This is a genomic window from Maribacter sp. MJ134, assembly GCF_003970695.1.
Lineage (GTDB): Bacteria > Bacteroidota > Bacteroidia > Flavobacteriales > Flavobacteriaceae > Maribacter.
Window position 1 is genome coordinate 2,883,425 of sequence record NZ_CP034570.1, and the last position, 15,309, is coordinate 2,898,733.

The 15,309-nt window shown below is 39.4% G+C and carries 14 protein-coding genes; 10 read left to right on the forward strand and 4 right to left on the reverse strand.

Annotated elements, in window-relative coordinates:
- Positions 1 to 8 precede the first annotated feature (8 nt).
- The 7 genes from EJ994_RS12430 to EJ994_RS12455 are packed head-to-tail and all read left to right on the forward strand — an operon-like array spanning position 9 to position 5,183.
- Positions 9 to 365: a four helix bundle protein gene (locus EJ994_RS12430; RefSeq protein ID WP_126592790.1), complete on the forward strand. Its 357-nt coding sequence runs from the start codon at positions 9 to 11 to the stop codon at positions 363 to 365.
- A gap of 23 nt (positions 366 to 388) precedes the next feature.
- The gene (gene hemE / locus EJ994_RS12435; RefSeq protein ID WP_126592791.1) at positions 389 to 1,414 is read left to right on the forward strand and encodes a uroporphyrinogen decarboxylase; all 1,026 of its coding nucleotides are present in this window, start codon (positions 389 to 391) and stop codon (positions 1,412 to 1,414) included.
- 13 nt (positions 1,415 to 1,427) lie between these two features.
- Entirely contained in the window at positions 1,428 to 2,777 is a 1,350-nt protein-coding gene (locus EJ994_RS12440; protein ID WP_126592792.1) for a TrkH family potassium uptake protein, read from the forward strand.
- 2 nt (positions 2,778 to 2,779) lie between these two features.
- Positions 2,780 to 3,319: a GNAT family N-acetyltransferase gene (locus EJ994_RS12445; RefSeq protein ID WP_126592793.1), complete on the forward strand. Its 540-nt coding sequence runs from the start codon at positions 2,780 to 2,782 to the stop codon at positions 3,317 to 3,319.
- Positions 3,309 to 4,211, forward strand: a complete 903-nt coding sequence (gene hemF / locus EJ994_RS12450) for an oxygen-dependent coproporphyrinogen oxidase (protein WP_126592794.1) — start codon at positions 3,309 to 3,311, stop codon at positions 4,209 to 4,211. Before EJ994_RS12445 ends, hemF begins: the two co-directional genes overlap by 11 nt.
- A 12-nt stretch (positions 4,212 to 4,223) precedes the next feature.
- Positions 4,224 to 4,373, forward strand: a complete 150-nt coding sequence (locus EJ994_RS17445; RefSeq protein ID WP_164721461.1) for a hypothetical protein — start codon at positions 4,224 to 4,226, stop codon at positions 4,371 to 4,373.
- Between the two features lie 21 nt (positions 4,374 to 4,394).
- Complete coding sequence (locus tag EJ994_RS12455; RefSeq protein WP_126592795.1) at positions 4,395 to 5,183, forward strand: PhzF family phenazine biosynthesis protein; 789 nt, start codon at positions 4,395 to 4,397, stop codon at positions 5,181 to 5,183.
- A 213-nt stretch (positions 5,184 to 5,396) separates the two neighbouring features.
- On the opposite strand, the gene EJ994_RS12460 is transcribed toward EJ994_RS12455, so the two are convergent.
- From EJ994_RS12460 to EJ994_RS12475, 4 genes are all read right to left on the reverse strand, one after another.
- Entirely contained in the window at positions 5,397 to 5,873 is a 477-nt protein-coding gene (locus tag EJ994_RS12460; RefSeq protein WP_126592796.1) for a hypothetical protein, read from the reverse strand.
- A gap of 3 nt (positions 5,874 to 5,876) precedes the next feature.
- Positions 5,877 to 6,740 carry a hypothetical protein gene (locus tag EJ994_RS12465; protein WP_126592797.1) on the reverse strand — a complete coding sequence of 288 codons (864 nt, stop codon included), beginning with the start codon at positions 6,738 to 6,740 and terminating at the stop codon, positions 5,877 to 5,879.
- Positions 6,741 to 7,070: 330 nt separating this feature from the next.
- Positions 7,071 to 10,673 (reverse strand): ABC transporter permease/M1 family aminopeptidase, encoded by a 3,603-nt coding sequence (locus tag EJ994_RS12470; protein WP_126592798.1) that lies wholly within the window; start codon positions 10,671 to 10,673, stop codon positions 7,071 to 7,073.
- A 2-nt stretch (positions 10,674 to 10,675) separates the two neighbouring features.
- A complete protein-coding gene (locus EJ994_RS12475; protein WP_126592799.1) occupies positions 10,676 to 11,551 on the reverse strand; it encodes an ABC transporter ATP-binding protein in 876 nt (291 codons plus the stop codon).
- Positions 11,552 to 11,748: 197 nt separating this feature from the next.
- On the opposite strand from EJ994_RS12475, the gene hemB reads away from it, so the two are divergent.
- From hemB to EJ994_RS12490, 3 genes are read left to right on the forward strand one after another with little or no spacing between them, the layout of a single operon-like run.
- The gene (gene hemB, locus EJ994_RS12480; RefSeq protein ID WP_126592800.1) at positions 11,749 to 12,735 is read left to right on the forward strand and encodes a porphobilinogen synthase; all 987 of its coding nucleotides are present in this window, start codon (positions 11,749 to 11,751) and stop codon (positions 12,733 to 12,735) included.
- A gap of 52 nt (positions 12,736 to 12,787) precedes the next feature.
- Complete coding sequence (locus tag EJ994_RS12485; RefSeq protein WP_126592801.1) at positions 12,788 to 14,119, forward strand: serine hydrolase domain-containing protein; 1,332 nt, start codon at positions 12,788 to 12,790, stop codon at positions 14,117 to 14,119.
- A gap of 50 nt (positions 14,120 to 14,169) precedes the next feature.
- Positions 14,170 to 15,300: a CNNM domain-containing protein gene (locus tag EJ994_RS12490; RefSeq protein ID WP_126592802.1), complete on the forward strand. Its 1,131-nt coding sequence runs from the start codon at positions 14,170 to 14,172 to the stop codon at positions 15,298 to 15,300.
- Positions 15,301 to 15,309 lie beyond the last annotated feature (9 nt).

The following is a 15,309-nucleotide window of genomic DNA, read 5'->3' on the forward strand; positions in this document are numbered from 1 at the left end:
TTTATAAAATGAGAGATTTTAAAAAGCTTGATATTTGGAAAAACGGGATAACGCTCGTTCAAAAAATATATGAAATAGCTGAACAGTTACCCGCTAATGAAAAATTTGGACTGAGAAGTCAAATTACGAGAGCAGCAATTTCTATACCTTCAAATGTGGCTGAAGGATGCAGTAGAAATAGTCAAATTGAATTCAAGCGTTTTTTAGAAATTGCAATGGGGTCTCTTTTCGAACTAGAAACACAGCTTATAATAGCAAACGAACTTAAATTAATCAATCCTATTGCGTTAGATGTTACTTTTAGTCTTATCGAAAAAGAAGCAAAAATGATAAATAGTCTAATTCAAAAAATAAAAAATAGCTAAAATCTAATAGCTAAGAGCCGATTATGATAAAAAACGACATGTTCCTAAAAGCCTTGAAAGGCGAAACCGTTGAAAGACCACCAGTTTGGATGATGCGCCAAGCAGGCAGGTATCTGCCCGAGTTCATGGAAATTAAGCATAAATATGATTTCTTTACCCGTTGCCAGACCCCGGAATTAGCCTCGGAAATCACTGTACAACCCATTCGGAGATACGGCATGGACGCGGCAATACTCTTCAGTGACATTCTTGTGATTCCACAGGCCATGAATATTGAAGTAGAAATGAAGCCAAATTTTGGGCCTTATCTGCCAAATCCCATCCGTTCACAAAAGGACCTAGATAGCGTCATTGTGCCAAATGTTAATGAAACATTGGATTATGTAATGCAAGCCATAAAGGCGACCAAGGAAAAATTAAACGATGAAGTACCTTTAATTGGTTTTGCAGGTTCTCCGTGGACCATACTCTGTTACTGCGTTCAAGGGCAAGGAAGTAAGACTTTTGACAAAGCCAAAGAACTATGTTTTACGCAACCCGTAGTGGCTCATGAACTATTGCAAAAAATAACGGATACTACTATTGCCTATTTAAAGGCGAAGGTAAAGGCAGGTGTTAATGCCGTACAAGTATTCGATTCTTGGGGCGGTATGCTTTCTCCTGTTGATTATCAAGAGTTTTCTTGGCAATACATACAACAAATAATTGATGCCTTAAAAGATGAAGCACCGGTCATCGTATTCGGAAAAGGCTGTTGGTTCGCTTTAGGCGAAATGGCCAAATCTGGTGCATCTGCACTTGGTGTAGATTGGACCTGTTCCGCTAGAAATGCCAGATATCTTTCTGGCGGCAAGATTACACTACAAGGCAATTTTGACCCCGCAAGGTTGTTATCGCCCCCTGCGCAAATAAAGAAAATGGTAACGCAAATGATCAATGAATTTGGAAAAGACCAATATATTGTAAATCTTGGTCATGGTATTCTACCTAACGTTCCGGTAGAAAATGCAAAAGCGTTCATAGATGCCGTAAAAGAATATAAACCATGAGCTAAGCAATCCTATGAGTTTACTTAAAACCTTGTCGGGGAAATACCTTCGTTTTAAACTAGGCTTAACCCCTCAACAAAACCTTTTTTATGGGTTTTTAAGCTATGTACTCATAGGAGCGGTTCTGCTCTCCCTTCCTTGGTTGCAAAAAACCAGTGTATCCTTATTGGATAATTTATTCATTGCAACCTCAGCCGTCTCTACGACAGGTCTCGTCACAGTCTCCGTATTCGATTCCTATAACTTCTTTGGACAACTGGTTGTAGTGGTATTGTTTCAGCTTGGCGGTATCGGTTACCTTACGTTTACCACCTTTATGATTTTGTCCACGACCAAAAAAATTACCCATTGGCATCAAACACTACTTAAAACAGAATTTACGCTACCCGTTACGATTAAGATAAGTGATTTTTTGAAATCGGTCGTTGTTTTTACCTTAGTCATGGAGGTGTTAGGAGCCATATTGTTCTATATCGCGTTCAGCAGGGAGGGAATGCCCGTTTTAGAGGCATTATGGTCAGCTATTTTTCATAGCATCAGTGCCTTCTGTACGGCAGGTTTTAGCCTTTTCAATTCTGGTTTTGCCGATTATTCAGGGAATGTTCTAATTAATACGACCATTTCCATTTTGGCCATTGCCGGTTCTTTAGGGTTCATCGTTGTTACCGACTTTGTACTCTTACTCCGCAAGAAAAAGCATAACCTTAGCTTTACAACCAAAATAGTTTCTTACGGCTTTTTGATATTACTTTCATTTGGGTTTATTTTTTTCTATACCTATGAACCTGCCATAAGTAATTTAGAGGGCAGCGAGCGTTTTCTAGCCGCTTTCTTTCAGAGCATGACCGCAATGACCACCGTAGGTTTTAACACCGTAGATTTTGGAGCTTTTATGCTCCCTATGCTGTTGGTCACCATATTTCTAATGTACATAGGGGCATCACCCTCCGGTACCGCAGGTGGGATGAAAATTACGACGCTAACGGCCGTTCTTGCCATCATGAAAAGTAGGTTAACGAACAGTAAGCGGATTACTTTTCTGGGTAGAATCATACCCTACGAAAGACTTTATATTGCTACCTCCTCCTTTATTTTTTACACCTCCATTATAGCCTTGGGCACTTTTATCTTAACTTTTTCCGAAGACTTTAAGTTTGAACGAATTTTGTTTGAAGTGGCATCCGCACTAGGAACGGTAGGTTTAAGTACCGGTATCACTGGGGATTTATCCGTGGTAGGCAAAATAACTATCATCATAACCATGTTTATCGGTAGATTGGGCGTACTTACCTTTGGTCTAGCCATTTGGGCAAAACAACATACGGGAGATACAAGCATCCCTACTGACGATATTGCCGTTTAATTATGATTTTTGATTTATCCGACTATATTATAGAGGCCATACATGAAAAACATGCCTGGCGTATCTGTGACCTTATGACGATAAATTCGGAAAGATTCCGTCGCTTTTTCCCAGAAACGCTTCAACAGAACCTCACCCCGGACCTCTCCAACTATTTTGTACAGCAAAAAGTACGTCAATTCCATAGAAGAGAGGAATTTCTCTTTGTTTTAAAGGAAGCTGAGCACAGCACCATAATAGGCCTAGTTTATATAAAAGACGTGGACTGGGACAAAAAACGGGCAGAATTGGCCTATTGCATAGGTTATCAGTATGAAGGACGAGGATATACAACACAAAGCGTTCAAAAGCTTTCTGACTACGCTTGTAAAGAATTTGGCTTAAAAACACTTCAAATAATTGTAAATAAATCCAACAAAGGAAGCATTCGCGTTGCGGAAAAGTGTGGGTATATTTGGAGCAAGACCTTGGTAAAGGCCTTTACGCCACCTAATGAAAGTGCTTTGGACATGGAACTTTATGAATTACACTATGAAAGATAAATTCTACGCCTACATAGAAAAACTACAAGACACGATTACTTCCAAATTAGAAGCTATTGATGGTGAAGCTACCTTTAAAGAAGACCTTTGGAAACGACCAGAAGGTGGCGGCGGCAGAACCCGCGTAATTGCAAACGGTAAGGTATTTGAGAAGGGAGGCGTAAATATCTCTGGGGTACATGGGGAGTTACCCAAAAGTATGCAGACCTATTTTGGGGTAACGGATGCCGATTTCTTTGCCTGTGGGTTAAGTTTAGTACTGCACCCCAAAAACCCAATGGTACCCACGGTACATGCCAACTGGCGCTATTTTGAAATGTATGACAAGGAGGGTAATATAGTTGACCAATGGTTCGGTGGCGGACAAGATCTCACACCATATTACCTATTCGACGAAGATGCCGTACATTTTCATAAAACCTGCAAGGAGGCTTGTGACAAACACCACCCTGAATTCTACACAACGTATAAGAAGCGTTGCGATGAATATTTCTGGAATACCCATAGAAACGAGGCCAGAGGCATAGGTGGATTGTTCTTTGATTATTGCAAAGCAACAGCGGAAACAACAATGACCGATTGGTATAATTTTGTAACGGAAGTCGGCAATAGTTTTCTACAAGGTTATGTGCCCATAGTCGAAACAAGAAAGGACCTGGCTTATACTAAGACCCAACGCGACTGGCAAGAAATTAGAAGGGGCAGGTATGTGGAGTTTAATTTAGTACATGACAAAGGCACCCTATTTGGCTTAAAGACCAATGGCCGAATTGAAAGTATTTTGATGAGTCTACCTCCGCACGTACAATGGCACTATGATCATACACCCGAAGATGGGAGTGAAGAAGCACGGCTTTTAAAAGTATTGAAAAAACCCAAAGATTGGGTATAAAACTCTTATGGTATGGGAAAGAAAGGAAAAGCAAAAAATACGGTCAATAAAGCCAAACATTCCAAATTAATGACCCAAAAAAAGAATAAACTTAAAAAAGAAGTCGCATTGAGAAAAGAACGTTTAAAGGCGATCATTACAAAAGCCAAAGAAAGTGAATAATTTAAAGAAAGCTTCACGGATATGAAACAAAAAATCTACCAGATAGACGCTTTTACCGATACTGTTTTTGGTGGTAACCCGGCAGCCGTATGTCTTTTACAAGAATGGCTTCCCGATGATGTAATGCAGAACATTGCCGCTGAAAATAATTTAGCGGAAACCGCCTTCGCCGTTTCTAAGGTCGATTATTATGAACTTCGATGGTTTACTCCCGAGCTAGAAGTAGATTTATGCGGACATGCAACTTTGGCAACCGCTTTTGTGCTATTTAACTACTATGGAATCAAAGAAAATACTCTACGGTTTATTTCTCCAAGAAGTGGTGAACTTTTGGTTGATAGGAACTTGGATGGGAGCATGACGCTAGATTTTCCTACGGATGAGTTGTTCGCCGAAAAAAATCAAGAAGACATCAACCACGCCATCGGAAAGGTTCCGCTCCAAACGTTTAAAGGAAAGACGGACTTCCTTTTGGTCTTTGAATCCCAAGAAGTCATAGAAAAAATATCACCCGACTTTCATCTTTTAAACCAGCTTGATTGCCGTGGGGTTATCGTTACCTCGGTCGGGAAAGAAGTAGATTTTGCATCCCGATTTTTTGCGCCACAATGCGGTATTCCAGAAGATCCCGTTACCGGTTCGGCACATACATCCCTGATACCCTATTGGTCATCAACATTGAATAAGACAAAGATGAACGCTCAACAACTTTCACAACGTGGAGGAGCATTAAGCTGCGAATATCTTGGCGACCGTGTAAAAATCACGGGCAAGGCAGTTTGTTATATGGTCGGGGAGATTCACGTGTAAAAAAACTAGAGTAGGTTAATAGGATTTGGTAGAATTAATGTTGCCTATAGTAACGATGTTCATCCATAAAATAAATTGGGTGGTATATGGGGCATAGAACCTTTTTAAGAAAATGTTCCTTATTTCTTAATCACATAACAAGGCACATTGCATATAAGAAGGATTGAAAAATCGATTAATAAAGTGACGATTAAGGTTAAATAACAGTGACAACTATTCATTTTTTCTAAAAAAAGTAGTTTCAAAATAGAAGGGTTTATCTATCCCATTATCCACTACTGGTTCAAATTGAATTTTCATTATATCGGCCTCAGAAGTAAAGTAAATACGAACTGGCTCTATAATAGTGTCCGGTTCACCTAGGGTATTATTCTTTAAAAAGAAACGATATTTTTCATTTCTCAATCTCTCCCACGAACCATTAGCCGCAAAAGTAGTGTCTGGCAAACAGAGCTGTGGACCACCCGATTTTCTTAGTTGGTAGAAAAGTGAACTATCCGAACGGAATATGACAAAAGGAATGTTCCTACAAGGCCTTATGCTGTCGATAAAAGATCCGTCTAGATTTATACTAGATTCAAAACCATTTTCCCAGGTTCCTATTATTTTTCCTTCATCAGATGGTTCGGGTCCCTCTCTATCGCAACAACATAAGAATAAGGACACCATTAAAATGAATATATTTTTCATAATCTATTTTTTTTGGTAAAAATACGCCTCTTGTTCAAAAAAGCGTTTAAAATAATCATCGTTGAATGTAGCGTCGATTTGATATGCGCCATTAAAATAAATAGTGTTAAAATCTAAATAAATATGAGACCAAAACTTAGTAGCAACCACCTTTTTTGGTATCAAGTTTTCGATAGGTCTTTCGAGATAGGGATTAAATACAACAAAACTTTCGTTTTGATAAACATGGATTATTTCATGCGCTAAAATATCTTCCTTGTCAGAAATGGGATTACCATATAAAACTATTGAATTACCAAATGTTGAGCCATCTAAAAGAATATTACTGTAACCGTCCACAGAAACATTCTCAGAGCTATTGAAAACAAAAATACCTGTCTTCAATGTTTTAGAGATATCCATCCTACCCTTGGAATAATTTCTAACGAATGTGCCAAACGAAAATGGCATAAACTTATATCTTAATTTAAGCTTCTCAGTAGTCAGTATTTCGATTCTATTAAAACCAATATTTAAATGCCAACGTTCCCAAAAGTTTCGGTTACTGGCAGCATTCTCAATTATTGAATTTCCTGCACTATTAATTAATCGAGAAGGCCATACATAGGAGTAATTTTGAGTTTTGCCAAACCTCCCGATCAATCTTTTACTCTCAAATATAAGGTAGCCGCCCAAGGCGCCTTGCCCCATGCCTTTAACGAATACATCCAATACCTTTTGGTCTTTTTTCTTATTAATAACCGCACCAAATCCACCAAATATGGCACCAAATCCGATATTATAGAATCCTTCTTTAGTATTATTGGTTTGCCCGTCAAGCGAATAAGCATAAGTAAAAAGAAACAAAAAAATTAATAATTTTTTCATAGTAGAACCCTTCCCAATTTTAAAAATCAGGAAGGGTAATTAAGTTTATTGTATTACTGAATCCATATCACGAATAAGTATAATTGATACCATAGCATGCGTTTCAGCGAAAAATTTGCTTAATTCTCCATCAATTTCGGATAAGTCTACATTACCTCTTAATAGAACCAAATGAACGATACCTGTATCAGGAATTCCTTCCCATAAATCATCGCCAATAACCCATTTTCCATTATCATTTTCTATGAAGTCGGTGTTGATTATATGCTCATTTTTCTTTGATAGTTAGTGGATGATATAACATCACCCACTAGGTTTATGCTAAGGCCATTACTCTTCAATAGCTTTTAAGTTGTCATCAGAATTGCGGTCAATAAGCTTATTGTAGGGGTCAATACCTGCCTTTAAAGGCTTTTCGTCCGTTATTATGGTAAATGTATTATCGCCCGGAGAAAGCCATTTTAAATCCATCGAAAGCGGGTTTTTTATAGTGACACCGTCCTCGTTAGTCACATCTTCTCCAAAAAGACCGATATCTACCAAATTCTTTTTGTCATCTACCAACTTTTCCTTTCCGGAATCGTCATAATAAATCTTCTTGGAATTTACGGTAAACGTAGTTTCCCATTTGTTGTTATCTAGCGCTTTTGTCTTGGCGTCCATGACCCTGTTCTCATAGAGTACAATTTCCTTAAATCCGTCGTCCACTTTATATTTTAAAGAGTCCGGAGTTACTTCATAAAGTGCTTTGTACAAATCTTCAGACGATGCATAATAGCCTTTTTTAAAATATTTAAACTCGTTCAAGAAATTGCGAAGTCCTTTATTTACAGTGGCCTCACCAATAACGTCTTGCAAATCATACATAATCATGGAGCCTTTCTCGTACCAAATATACTGACCGGTCTCTACGTCTATTAACGAGCGTTCCGGTTTAAAACTAAATTGTCTGCTAGATAAATATTCGTCCAGCGAATTCTTTAAAAAGGATTTTATACCGTGCTCTCCATACTCCTGCTTCATCGTCATAAGTGACACATACTCGGCCAAGGTTTCGGAAATAATATTGGCGCCAGAAGTTTTGCTCGGTGTTACGATATGACCCCACCATTGGTGCGCTACTTCATGCGATGTTACGCGAAATGCATAATTGTAATCTTCGGCCTTGGAAAAATCGGCCACAAAGCCAAAATCCTCGGAATAGGGTATGGTCGTAGCAAATGATTGCGCAAAGTTGGAGTATGCTGGAAATTCGATAATACGTATGACCGAATAGGGGTACTCCATATAATTTTTGGAGTTATAGTCCAATGATATTTTGATTCCCTTTATAAAATAGTCCAAGTTCTTGTTATGCTCCGGGTGGTGATATATCTCAATATCCACTTTTTTTCCGCTCGGCGCTGTCCATTTGTCTTTCTTTACCTCATACTTAGCACTAACAAAATTGAAGAAATAGTCGGTCTTGTCCTCTAGTTTGTAATTGTAATAACTTCGGTCTCCTTCGTTCCACTTTTTTATAAGCGTACCTGGCGCAATTGCAATTTGATCGCTAGATGTACTAACGGTAGCTTCAAAATTCATATAGTCGGCATCCTCGTTAAATAGGTTCCTTTTAAGTGCCAAACTATCCGTCCGTGGTGGAAATAGAAAATCCAACTCTTCCAGACCATACTTTTTACGAACGCCATTATCGCTCAAAGCACGGTCGTAGTGAAACGTAGGGAAAATGGCATCCCTGAAAAACGTTCCGTTTCCTAAAATAGCGGTTTCGGTATCATTGGAAAATCCATGCGTACGTACCTTGGTTTCAATAACTAAATTTGCCGTATCCTTTGCTTGTAGGGGTTTTGGCAACTTATAAATAAAAAGACGATAAACACTATCGTTTAAAAATGGCTTGATTTCGGTACCATTGTACACAACCTTACTAATTTTAGTGTCCGCGATAGGGAACTTAATTTCCATCAATACCGTATCGATGGGTTGGTCCGACGGATTTATAATCTTAAAAATTCCTTGAGCATCAGCTTTACGCTCCTCTGGATAAATATCAATATTGGCCTTTAGATCAATTACTTGAATGTGAGGTTTGCCTATGTACTTCCCATAGGCTTTCTCTGCATCGGCATTTACCCTTTCCCCATAATCACCATCTTCTAACTGATTCAATACCTTTATATTGTAATAGCTATATGCGGCTACGGAGACAAAAGCCAGCAAAAAGAACAAGGTATAGGCAACAGTGCTACCCTTAAACCTACTCTTGGCCAATTTTAAACGCTCTTTAGCGGAAGAAAAGAATCCTCTGTTCCAGAATATTTTTCCAATTGCAGCAAAAACACAAGTAAACAAAACCCAATACAGATTCAACCAAAATTCTCCATATAGGTAATGGCCAAAACCATTTAAATCGCTTAAAAAACTTCCGGTGGTATCACTGAATATCAACAAGGGGTTGTTGGTTTTAAAGGCCAAACTTAAAAGTAGGGGGAGTCCAATATAGATGGCGATAACGATGAAATGACCCAAAAATTTATTGTTCACCAAGACATGGATAAAGAAGGCCAGCAATAAGGTCATTAAATAGGCAGGAAATATTTTGGCAAAATTATAGGTGAAATACATACCTAGTTCATACCTGAAATAACCATTAACCGTTTGGTATATTATACCAACTAGTATTCCTAATAAGGTCAGTACTACGGCAACCCCAACGAGCGAAATAATTTTGGAAAGATATAGGGTATTGTTACTCACCGGCAGCGCATCATAAAACTCGAACGTTTTGTTTTTACGGGTTCTATGTACCGCTTCACCAGCATAAATAATTAGGATAATTACAGAAAACAACGATATTCCTCCTGCTATTTGCGCCACCATATAGCGTGTTAGAGGCAAGGACGGCGTACCGTAGATTTGATTGGATTGATAAGCCACGAAACTAGCGATAAGAATACCTATGACTATCAATACCAAAAAGACAGATTCCTTTACAATAGATAAAAATTCTATTTTACTAAGCGACCATAGATTTCCCCACTGTGCCTTTTTTGTGAAACTCTGGGCAATGGCCGAAATTCCGCTTGGCTCATAAATTGCTTTATCTTCCTTAACGGATTTTTTCTTTTTGGATGCCAAAAACCCTTTGTACGAAAATTTGAAAAGCGTAAACAGAAATATCACTAGGGCTATTCCTAACCAAAATAAACGATTCAACATAAATTTTCCCGAAAAGGAAAGTTGTGTGGTGTTCAATTCATTAACGGACCAATACTTGGTGATATAACCATATGCCCTGTTTCCGAAAGGATCTACATAAACACTAAGCCATTCCGTATCTAAACTGGACAATAGTTCACCTGAAATAATGGTCGCCAGAAAAAGGACAATACCTCCCAAATAGAGGACAGGCATCCGTTTAAAGAAGGTCATAAGACTAAAGAACAAACTCCCGATAAAAAAGGCGTTGAACGTCAATAAATAAACAAACGGTAAAAAGTAGGACCAGAAATTAAAATCGGTATAGGTTCCATAATCCGGTCTATCTAGAAAAGCACCGAGCCCAAAACCTATCATGGCGCCCACCACTGCACCCAAGTTCATAAGCGTTACAATGGCAAAGCTTCCCCAAAACCGTCCTAGGATATAGTTTTTTTCAGAAACAGGATACGTAAAATAAGTTTCCGCAGTCCTATGCTCCTCGTCCCTGAATACCGGAACACCCATAATAGCGGCGTAAAAGAATAGAGCCAAAATGCTCATTCCCCCAAGAACACCTACTATGGCGTCAGGACTATTGGTATACTGTGCCGTGACGGATTTTTCAAACACCGCCAATAAAAACGGCATCAGGAACATGATAAAAATATAGATGTAGGTAGCCGGTCTTCGGAGTCGGTATTTCAACTCAAACAAGAAAATCTCTTTCATGATTATACGGTTTGAGGTTGATTGATACTATAGAAATAAAAATCTTCCAGATTGTTGTTCACCAATTCAAATCCGTCACCGGGATCCGTATCATGATAAATATTTACGTTTAGATTTCCGCTTCTGAGATAGGTGGAAAGTACTGTATATTCCGACTGGTATAAATCTATCTCCTCTTTAGCGATTTTTTTTCGATACACCTTATTATTCAAGGTGTTGGATAATTCCTGTGGATGTCCTTGGACCACCACTCTGCCCTCGTTAAATACGGCCATATTGGTACACAGGTTAACTACATCATCAACAATATGGGTAGATAGAATTACTACCGCATCCTCTCCGAGCTCACTTAGCAAATTATGAAATCGGTTACGCTCTAGAGGGTCCAAACCAGCAGTGGGCTCATCTACAATAATCAACTTTGGGTTGCCGATCAGGGCTTGTGCAATTCCAAAACGTTGGCGCATTCCACCGGAATAATCCCCAAGATTACGCTTACGGAACTTAAATAAGTTCACCTTGTTCAATAAATCGGAAACATACGCCTTGCGGTCGTTCTTATGCTGAATCCCCTTAATCTTGGCGATATGGTTCAGCATCATTTCGGCAGATACCTTTGGATACACTCCAAAATCCTGTGGTAAATACCCCAAAACCTTGCGAAGTTCGTCAGGAGCCCCAAAAACATCCGTATCATTAAAGGTTATGGTTCCGCTATCGGCCAATTGTAGGGTTGCAATGGTACGCATCAAAGTAGATTTTCCGGCGCCATTAGGGCCCAAAAGGCCGAACATACCCGTTCCAATTTCAAGATTTACATCGTTTAAGGCCTGTGTTCCGTTAGGATACGTTTTATTCAAATTGGAGATAGAGAGCATATGCTATGTTTTGGTTGGTTTACAATTTTAAGGAATAAGTATGGAAGATATTCAATTTGTTACAATCTCAACTATTTTAGCAAGGATTCAAATTATAAGAAAAAGACTATCCGCTCATAGAATGACAGGCTTACCTTATATTTGTGAAAGATTCATTTTTTTTAAAAATAGTTTGTACAATCCTAGAACAATAAACTGTGTATCCACTCATAAGAAATAGAAGACTTAGAAGTTCAGAAGCCATAAGACATTTGGTTCGTGAAACCATTATTACACCAAGCGACTTTTTGGTACCGCTTTTTGTTGTTGAAGGCAAAGGTGTTAAAGAAGAAATAGCTTCCATGCCCAATTATTACAGACTTAGTTTGGATAACCTGGAAAAAGAAGTAAAAGAATTATGGAACATGGGGCTTTGTGCTGTCCTCCTTTTTGTAAAAGTTCCCGATAATTTAAAGGACAATGCCGGTTCAGAAGCGTTAAATGATAATGGTTTAATGCAATTGGCCATAAAAACGGTGAAGAATGTTTGTCCGGATATGTTGGTGATGACCGATGTTGCCCTTGACCCGTATTCTTCTTACGGGCATGATGGTATTGTGGCAGATGGACAAATACTCAATGATGAAACTGTAGAAGTGTTGGCAGAGATGAGCGTTTCGCATGCCAATGCCGGAGCCGATTTTGTAGCTCCCAGTGATATGATGGATGGTCGCATTCTTAGTATCAGGGAAGCTTTGGAAGACGAAGGGCATAGCAACACAGGAATCATGAGTTATAGTGCAAAATACGCTAGTGCTTTTTACGGTCCTTTTCGTGATGCTTTGGATTCTGCACCGGTGGACATTAAAAACGTTCCCAAGGATAAAAAATCGTATCAGATGGATTCCGCCAACCGGTTTGAGGCCATTTCGGAAACCCAACAGGATATTGATGAAGGTGCGGATATCGTTATGGTAAAACCTGGACTTTGCTATCTGGATATTGTTAGGGAAATAAAGAATGAAGTAGAGGTTCCCGTAGCCGTATACCAAGTTTCAGGGGAGTACGCCATGGTCAAAGCCGCAGCGGAAAAAGGCTGGTTAGATCATGATGCCGTAATGATGGAACAACTCATTGCCATAAAACGTGCTGGGGCCAATATTATAGCCAGTTATTTTGCTAAGGACGCTGTTCGGCTGATGTAGAAAGGTAACGCTCTTCTAATAAGGCTTCCGTTAAGGTGAAGAAAAATTCAATATGAAAAGAAAGCTTCTCATTTTATTATGCTGCGTGCTTCCATTGGAAGCTGTCCTTTCACAAGAAATCATACCTGATAAAATTGCACTGCCAAGAACGCATACACAAGATGTATCGCTTTTATCAGAAGTAGATTTACTTTCGGTAAACCCGAAGGTCGATTCCATAATAACGAACGGTATAAAAAATGAAGCTTTCCCAGGAGCACAAGTACTTGTTGCCGAAAAAGGGAAAATCATCTTCCACAAAGCTTATGGATTTCATACCTATGACAGTATTCAGCCCGTTGCTTTAAATGATCTTTACGATTTGGCATCGGTCACAAAAATTCTTGGTCCGCTACCAGCGTTGATGAAGTTGGTAGCTGAGGGCAAATTAGATTTAGATGCGCCTTTTAGTACCTATTGGAAACCGTGGCGGGGCGTAAAGAACAAGAAAAACATCACGCTTCGGGAAATTTTGGCCCATCAGGCCGGTTTAAAGCCTTATATCGTTTTTCTGAATCGTGTTTTAAATAAAAATGGCAAACCCAAGAATCGCTTTGTAAAAAAAGAGCGGAAGAAGCGGTTTGAAAAGGAAGCTTACGATGGAATCTATGTTAAGGATAGGTTCAAACGAAAAATGTCCCGTATCATAAACAGGTCCGAGGTATCTTCCGAAAAGAAATATGTCTATTCGGGTTTGACATTCCTTATTTTTCCTGAATTGATCCAACAATTAACGGGTATCTCCTACGAAGACTACGTGACAAAACATTTCTATGCCCCTATAGGCGCAAAAACTTTAGGGTTTTTACCCATGTCCAAGGGACTTTCAAATAGGATAGTCCCTACCGAGGTAGATACGCTTTTTCGCCATACCGTGACCAAGGGCTGGGTACATGATGAAAATGCCGCGCTGCTGGGTGGTGTTTCCGGTAATGCCGGACTTTTTGGTACAGCAAACGACCTGGCAAAGATGATGCAACTGTACTTGGATTATGGAGTGTATGATGGCGAAAGAATACTGCCAGAGAAAATCGTCAAAGAATTTACCAAGGAACAATATCCGGATAATGAAAATAGAAGAGGATTAGGTTTTGACAAGCCACTCTTAGGTAATGCTTCGCTTCCCTTTTCTGAAGCCTATCCCGCACCTCAGGTAAGTCCTGAAAGTTTTGGACATAGCGGATTTACAGGTACTTTCGTATGGGCAGACCCTTCAAACCAATTGGTATATATTTTCTTGTCCAACAGAGTGTACCCTTCGCGTAATCACAGAAAATTGTACGAGCTCAATATTCGCCCCGCAATACAGCAAGTCTTCTATAATGTACTCGCTAACTCAAATTAAGCAAGACACATACCTATTTTATTGGTATCTTAGTCCCAGAAAATGAACCTATGGGACTACTGGTATTCTATGCTGTTATTTCAATCTTTTTTTCCTTTCTGTGCTCCATATTGGAAGCCGTTCTACTAAGTATTACACCAACCTTCATCAATGTTAAAAAAAGGGAAGGCAAGTCATATGCCACTACTTTAGAAGAACTAAAGAAGGATGTGGACAAGCCTCTTATTGCCATACTGACCCTTAATACCATAGCACATACGGTAGGAGCCATACTCGTAGGTGTACAGGCAAAAGTGGCTTATGCAGAGCTATATGGCACTGAAAAAAGGGCTATATTCGGAATTGAGTTTTCGGAGGACCTTATGGTCGGGGTGGTCTCTACCATTATGACCATTTTAATCCTAGTGGCTTCCGAAATCATACCTAAGACCATTGGTGCGACATACTGGAGGCAGCTATCTAACTTTACCGCCAAAGCGTTGAATATTATGGTACTTGGCCTTAAATATACCGGACTTCTTTGGCTGTTGCAATTATTCACCCGTCTCGTAGGTGGCAAAGGACATCACGGTAGTGTACTGAGCAGAGAGGATTTTACGGTAATGACGGATATGGCCCACGAAGAAGGTGTCTTTGAAAAATCCGAATCCACCATTATTAAGAATCTTCTGCGTTTTGACGAGGTATTGGTGAAGGATGTAATGACCCCAAGGGCCGTGATGAAAATTGCCTCGGAAGAGAAATCCATTCAGACCTTTTTTGAAGAAAATCCTAAGTTAAGATATTCTCGTATTCCTGTGTTTCAGGAAAAGATGGATAATATCACCGGTTTTGTGCTAAAAGATAATGTCTACGAAGAAATTATCAATAAGAACGGTGAGTTGCCCCTTGGTGAAATTAGAAGGGATATTCTAGTTACGAGAAGAAGTACCCCTATTCCCAAATTATTCGATATCCTTATCGCCAAAAGAGAGCATATTGCCTTGGTCGTTGACGAATACGGTTCTGTTGCCGGTCTTGTAACCATGGAAGATGTTATAGAGACCCTTTTAGGACTGGAGATTATGGACGAAAGTGATAATGTGGCGGACTTACAGCTCTTAGCGCGTAAGAATTGGCAAAGTAGGGCCAAGCAAGCGGGTGTTATAGAGCAAACTCCTGAAACTCCGAAAGGGGAATAACCGCAACTA

Coding starts and splice junctions, on each gene's coding strand:
- EJ994_RS12475 (WP_126592799.1), bottom strand. CDS start 11,551: ATGCTCTCTATCTCCAATTTGAATAAAACGTATCCTAACGGAACACAG.
- EJ994_RS12490 (WP_126592802.1), top strand. CDS start 14,170: ATGGGACTACTGGTATTCTATGCTGTTATTTCAATCTTTTTTTCCTTT.
- EJ994_RS12460 (WP_126592796.1), bottom strand. CDS start 5,873: ATGAAAAATATATTCATTTTAATGGTGTCCTTATTCTTATGTTGTTGC.
- hemF (WP_126592794.1), top strand. CDS start 3,309: ATGAAAGATAAATTCTACGCCTACATAGAAAAACTACAAGACACGATT.
- EJ994_RS12485 (WP_126592801.1), top strand. CDS start 12,788: ATGAAAAGAAAGCTTCTCATTTTATTATGCTGCGTGCTTCCATTGGAA.
- EJ994_RS17445 (WP_164721461.1), top strand. CDS start 4,224: ATGGGAAAGAAAGGAAAAGCAAAAAATACGGTCAATAAAGCCAAACAT.
- EJ994_RS12430 (WP_126592790.1), top strand. CDS start 9: ATGAGAGATTTTAAAAAGCTTGATATTTGGAAAAACGGGATAACGCTC.
- EJ994_RS12465 (WP_126592797.1), bottom strand. CDS start 6,740: ATGAAAAAATTATTAATTTTTTTGTTTCTTTTTACTTATGCTTATTCG.
- EJ994_RS12440 (WP_126592792.1), top strand. CDS start 1,428: ATGAGTTTACTTAAAACCTTGTCGGGGAAATACCTTCGTTTTAAACTA.
- EJ994_RS12455 (WP_126592795.1), top strand. CDS start 4,395: ATGAAACAAAAAATCTACCAGATAGACGCTTTTACCGATACTGTTTTT.
- EJ994_RS12445 (WP_126592793.1), top strand. CDS start 2,780: ATGATTTTTGATTTATCCGACTATATTATAGAGGCCATACATGAAAAA.
- hemE (WP_126592791.1), top strand. CDS start 389: ATGATAAAAAACGACATGTTCCTAAAAGCCTTGAAAGGCGAAACCGTT.
- EJ994_RS12470 (WP_126592798.1), bottom strand. CDS start 10,673: ATGAAAGAGATTTTCTTGTTTGAGTTGAAATACCGACTCCGAAGACCG.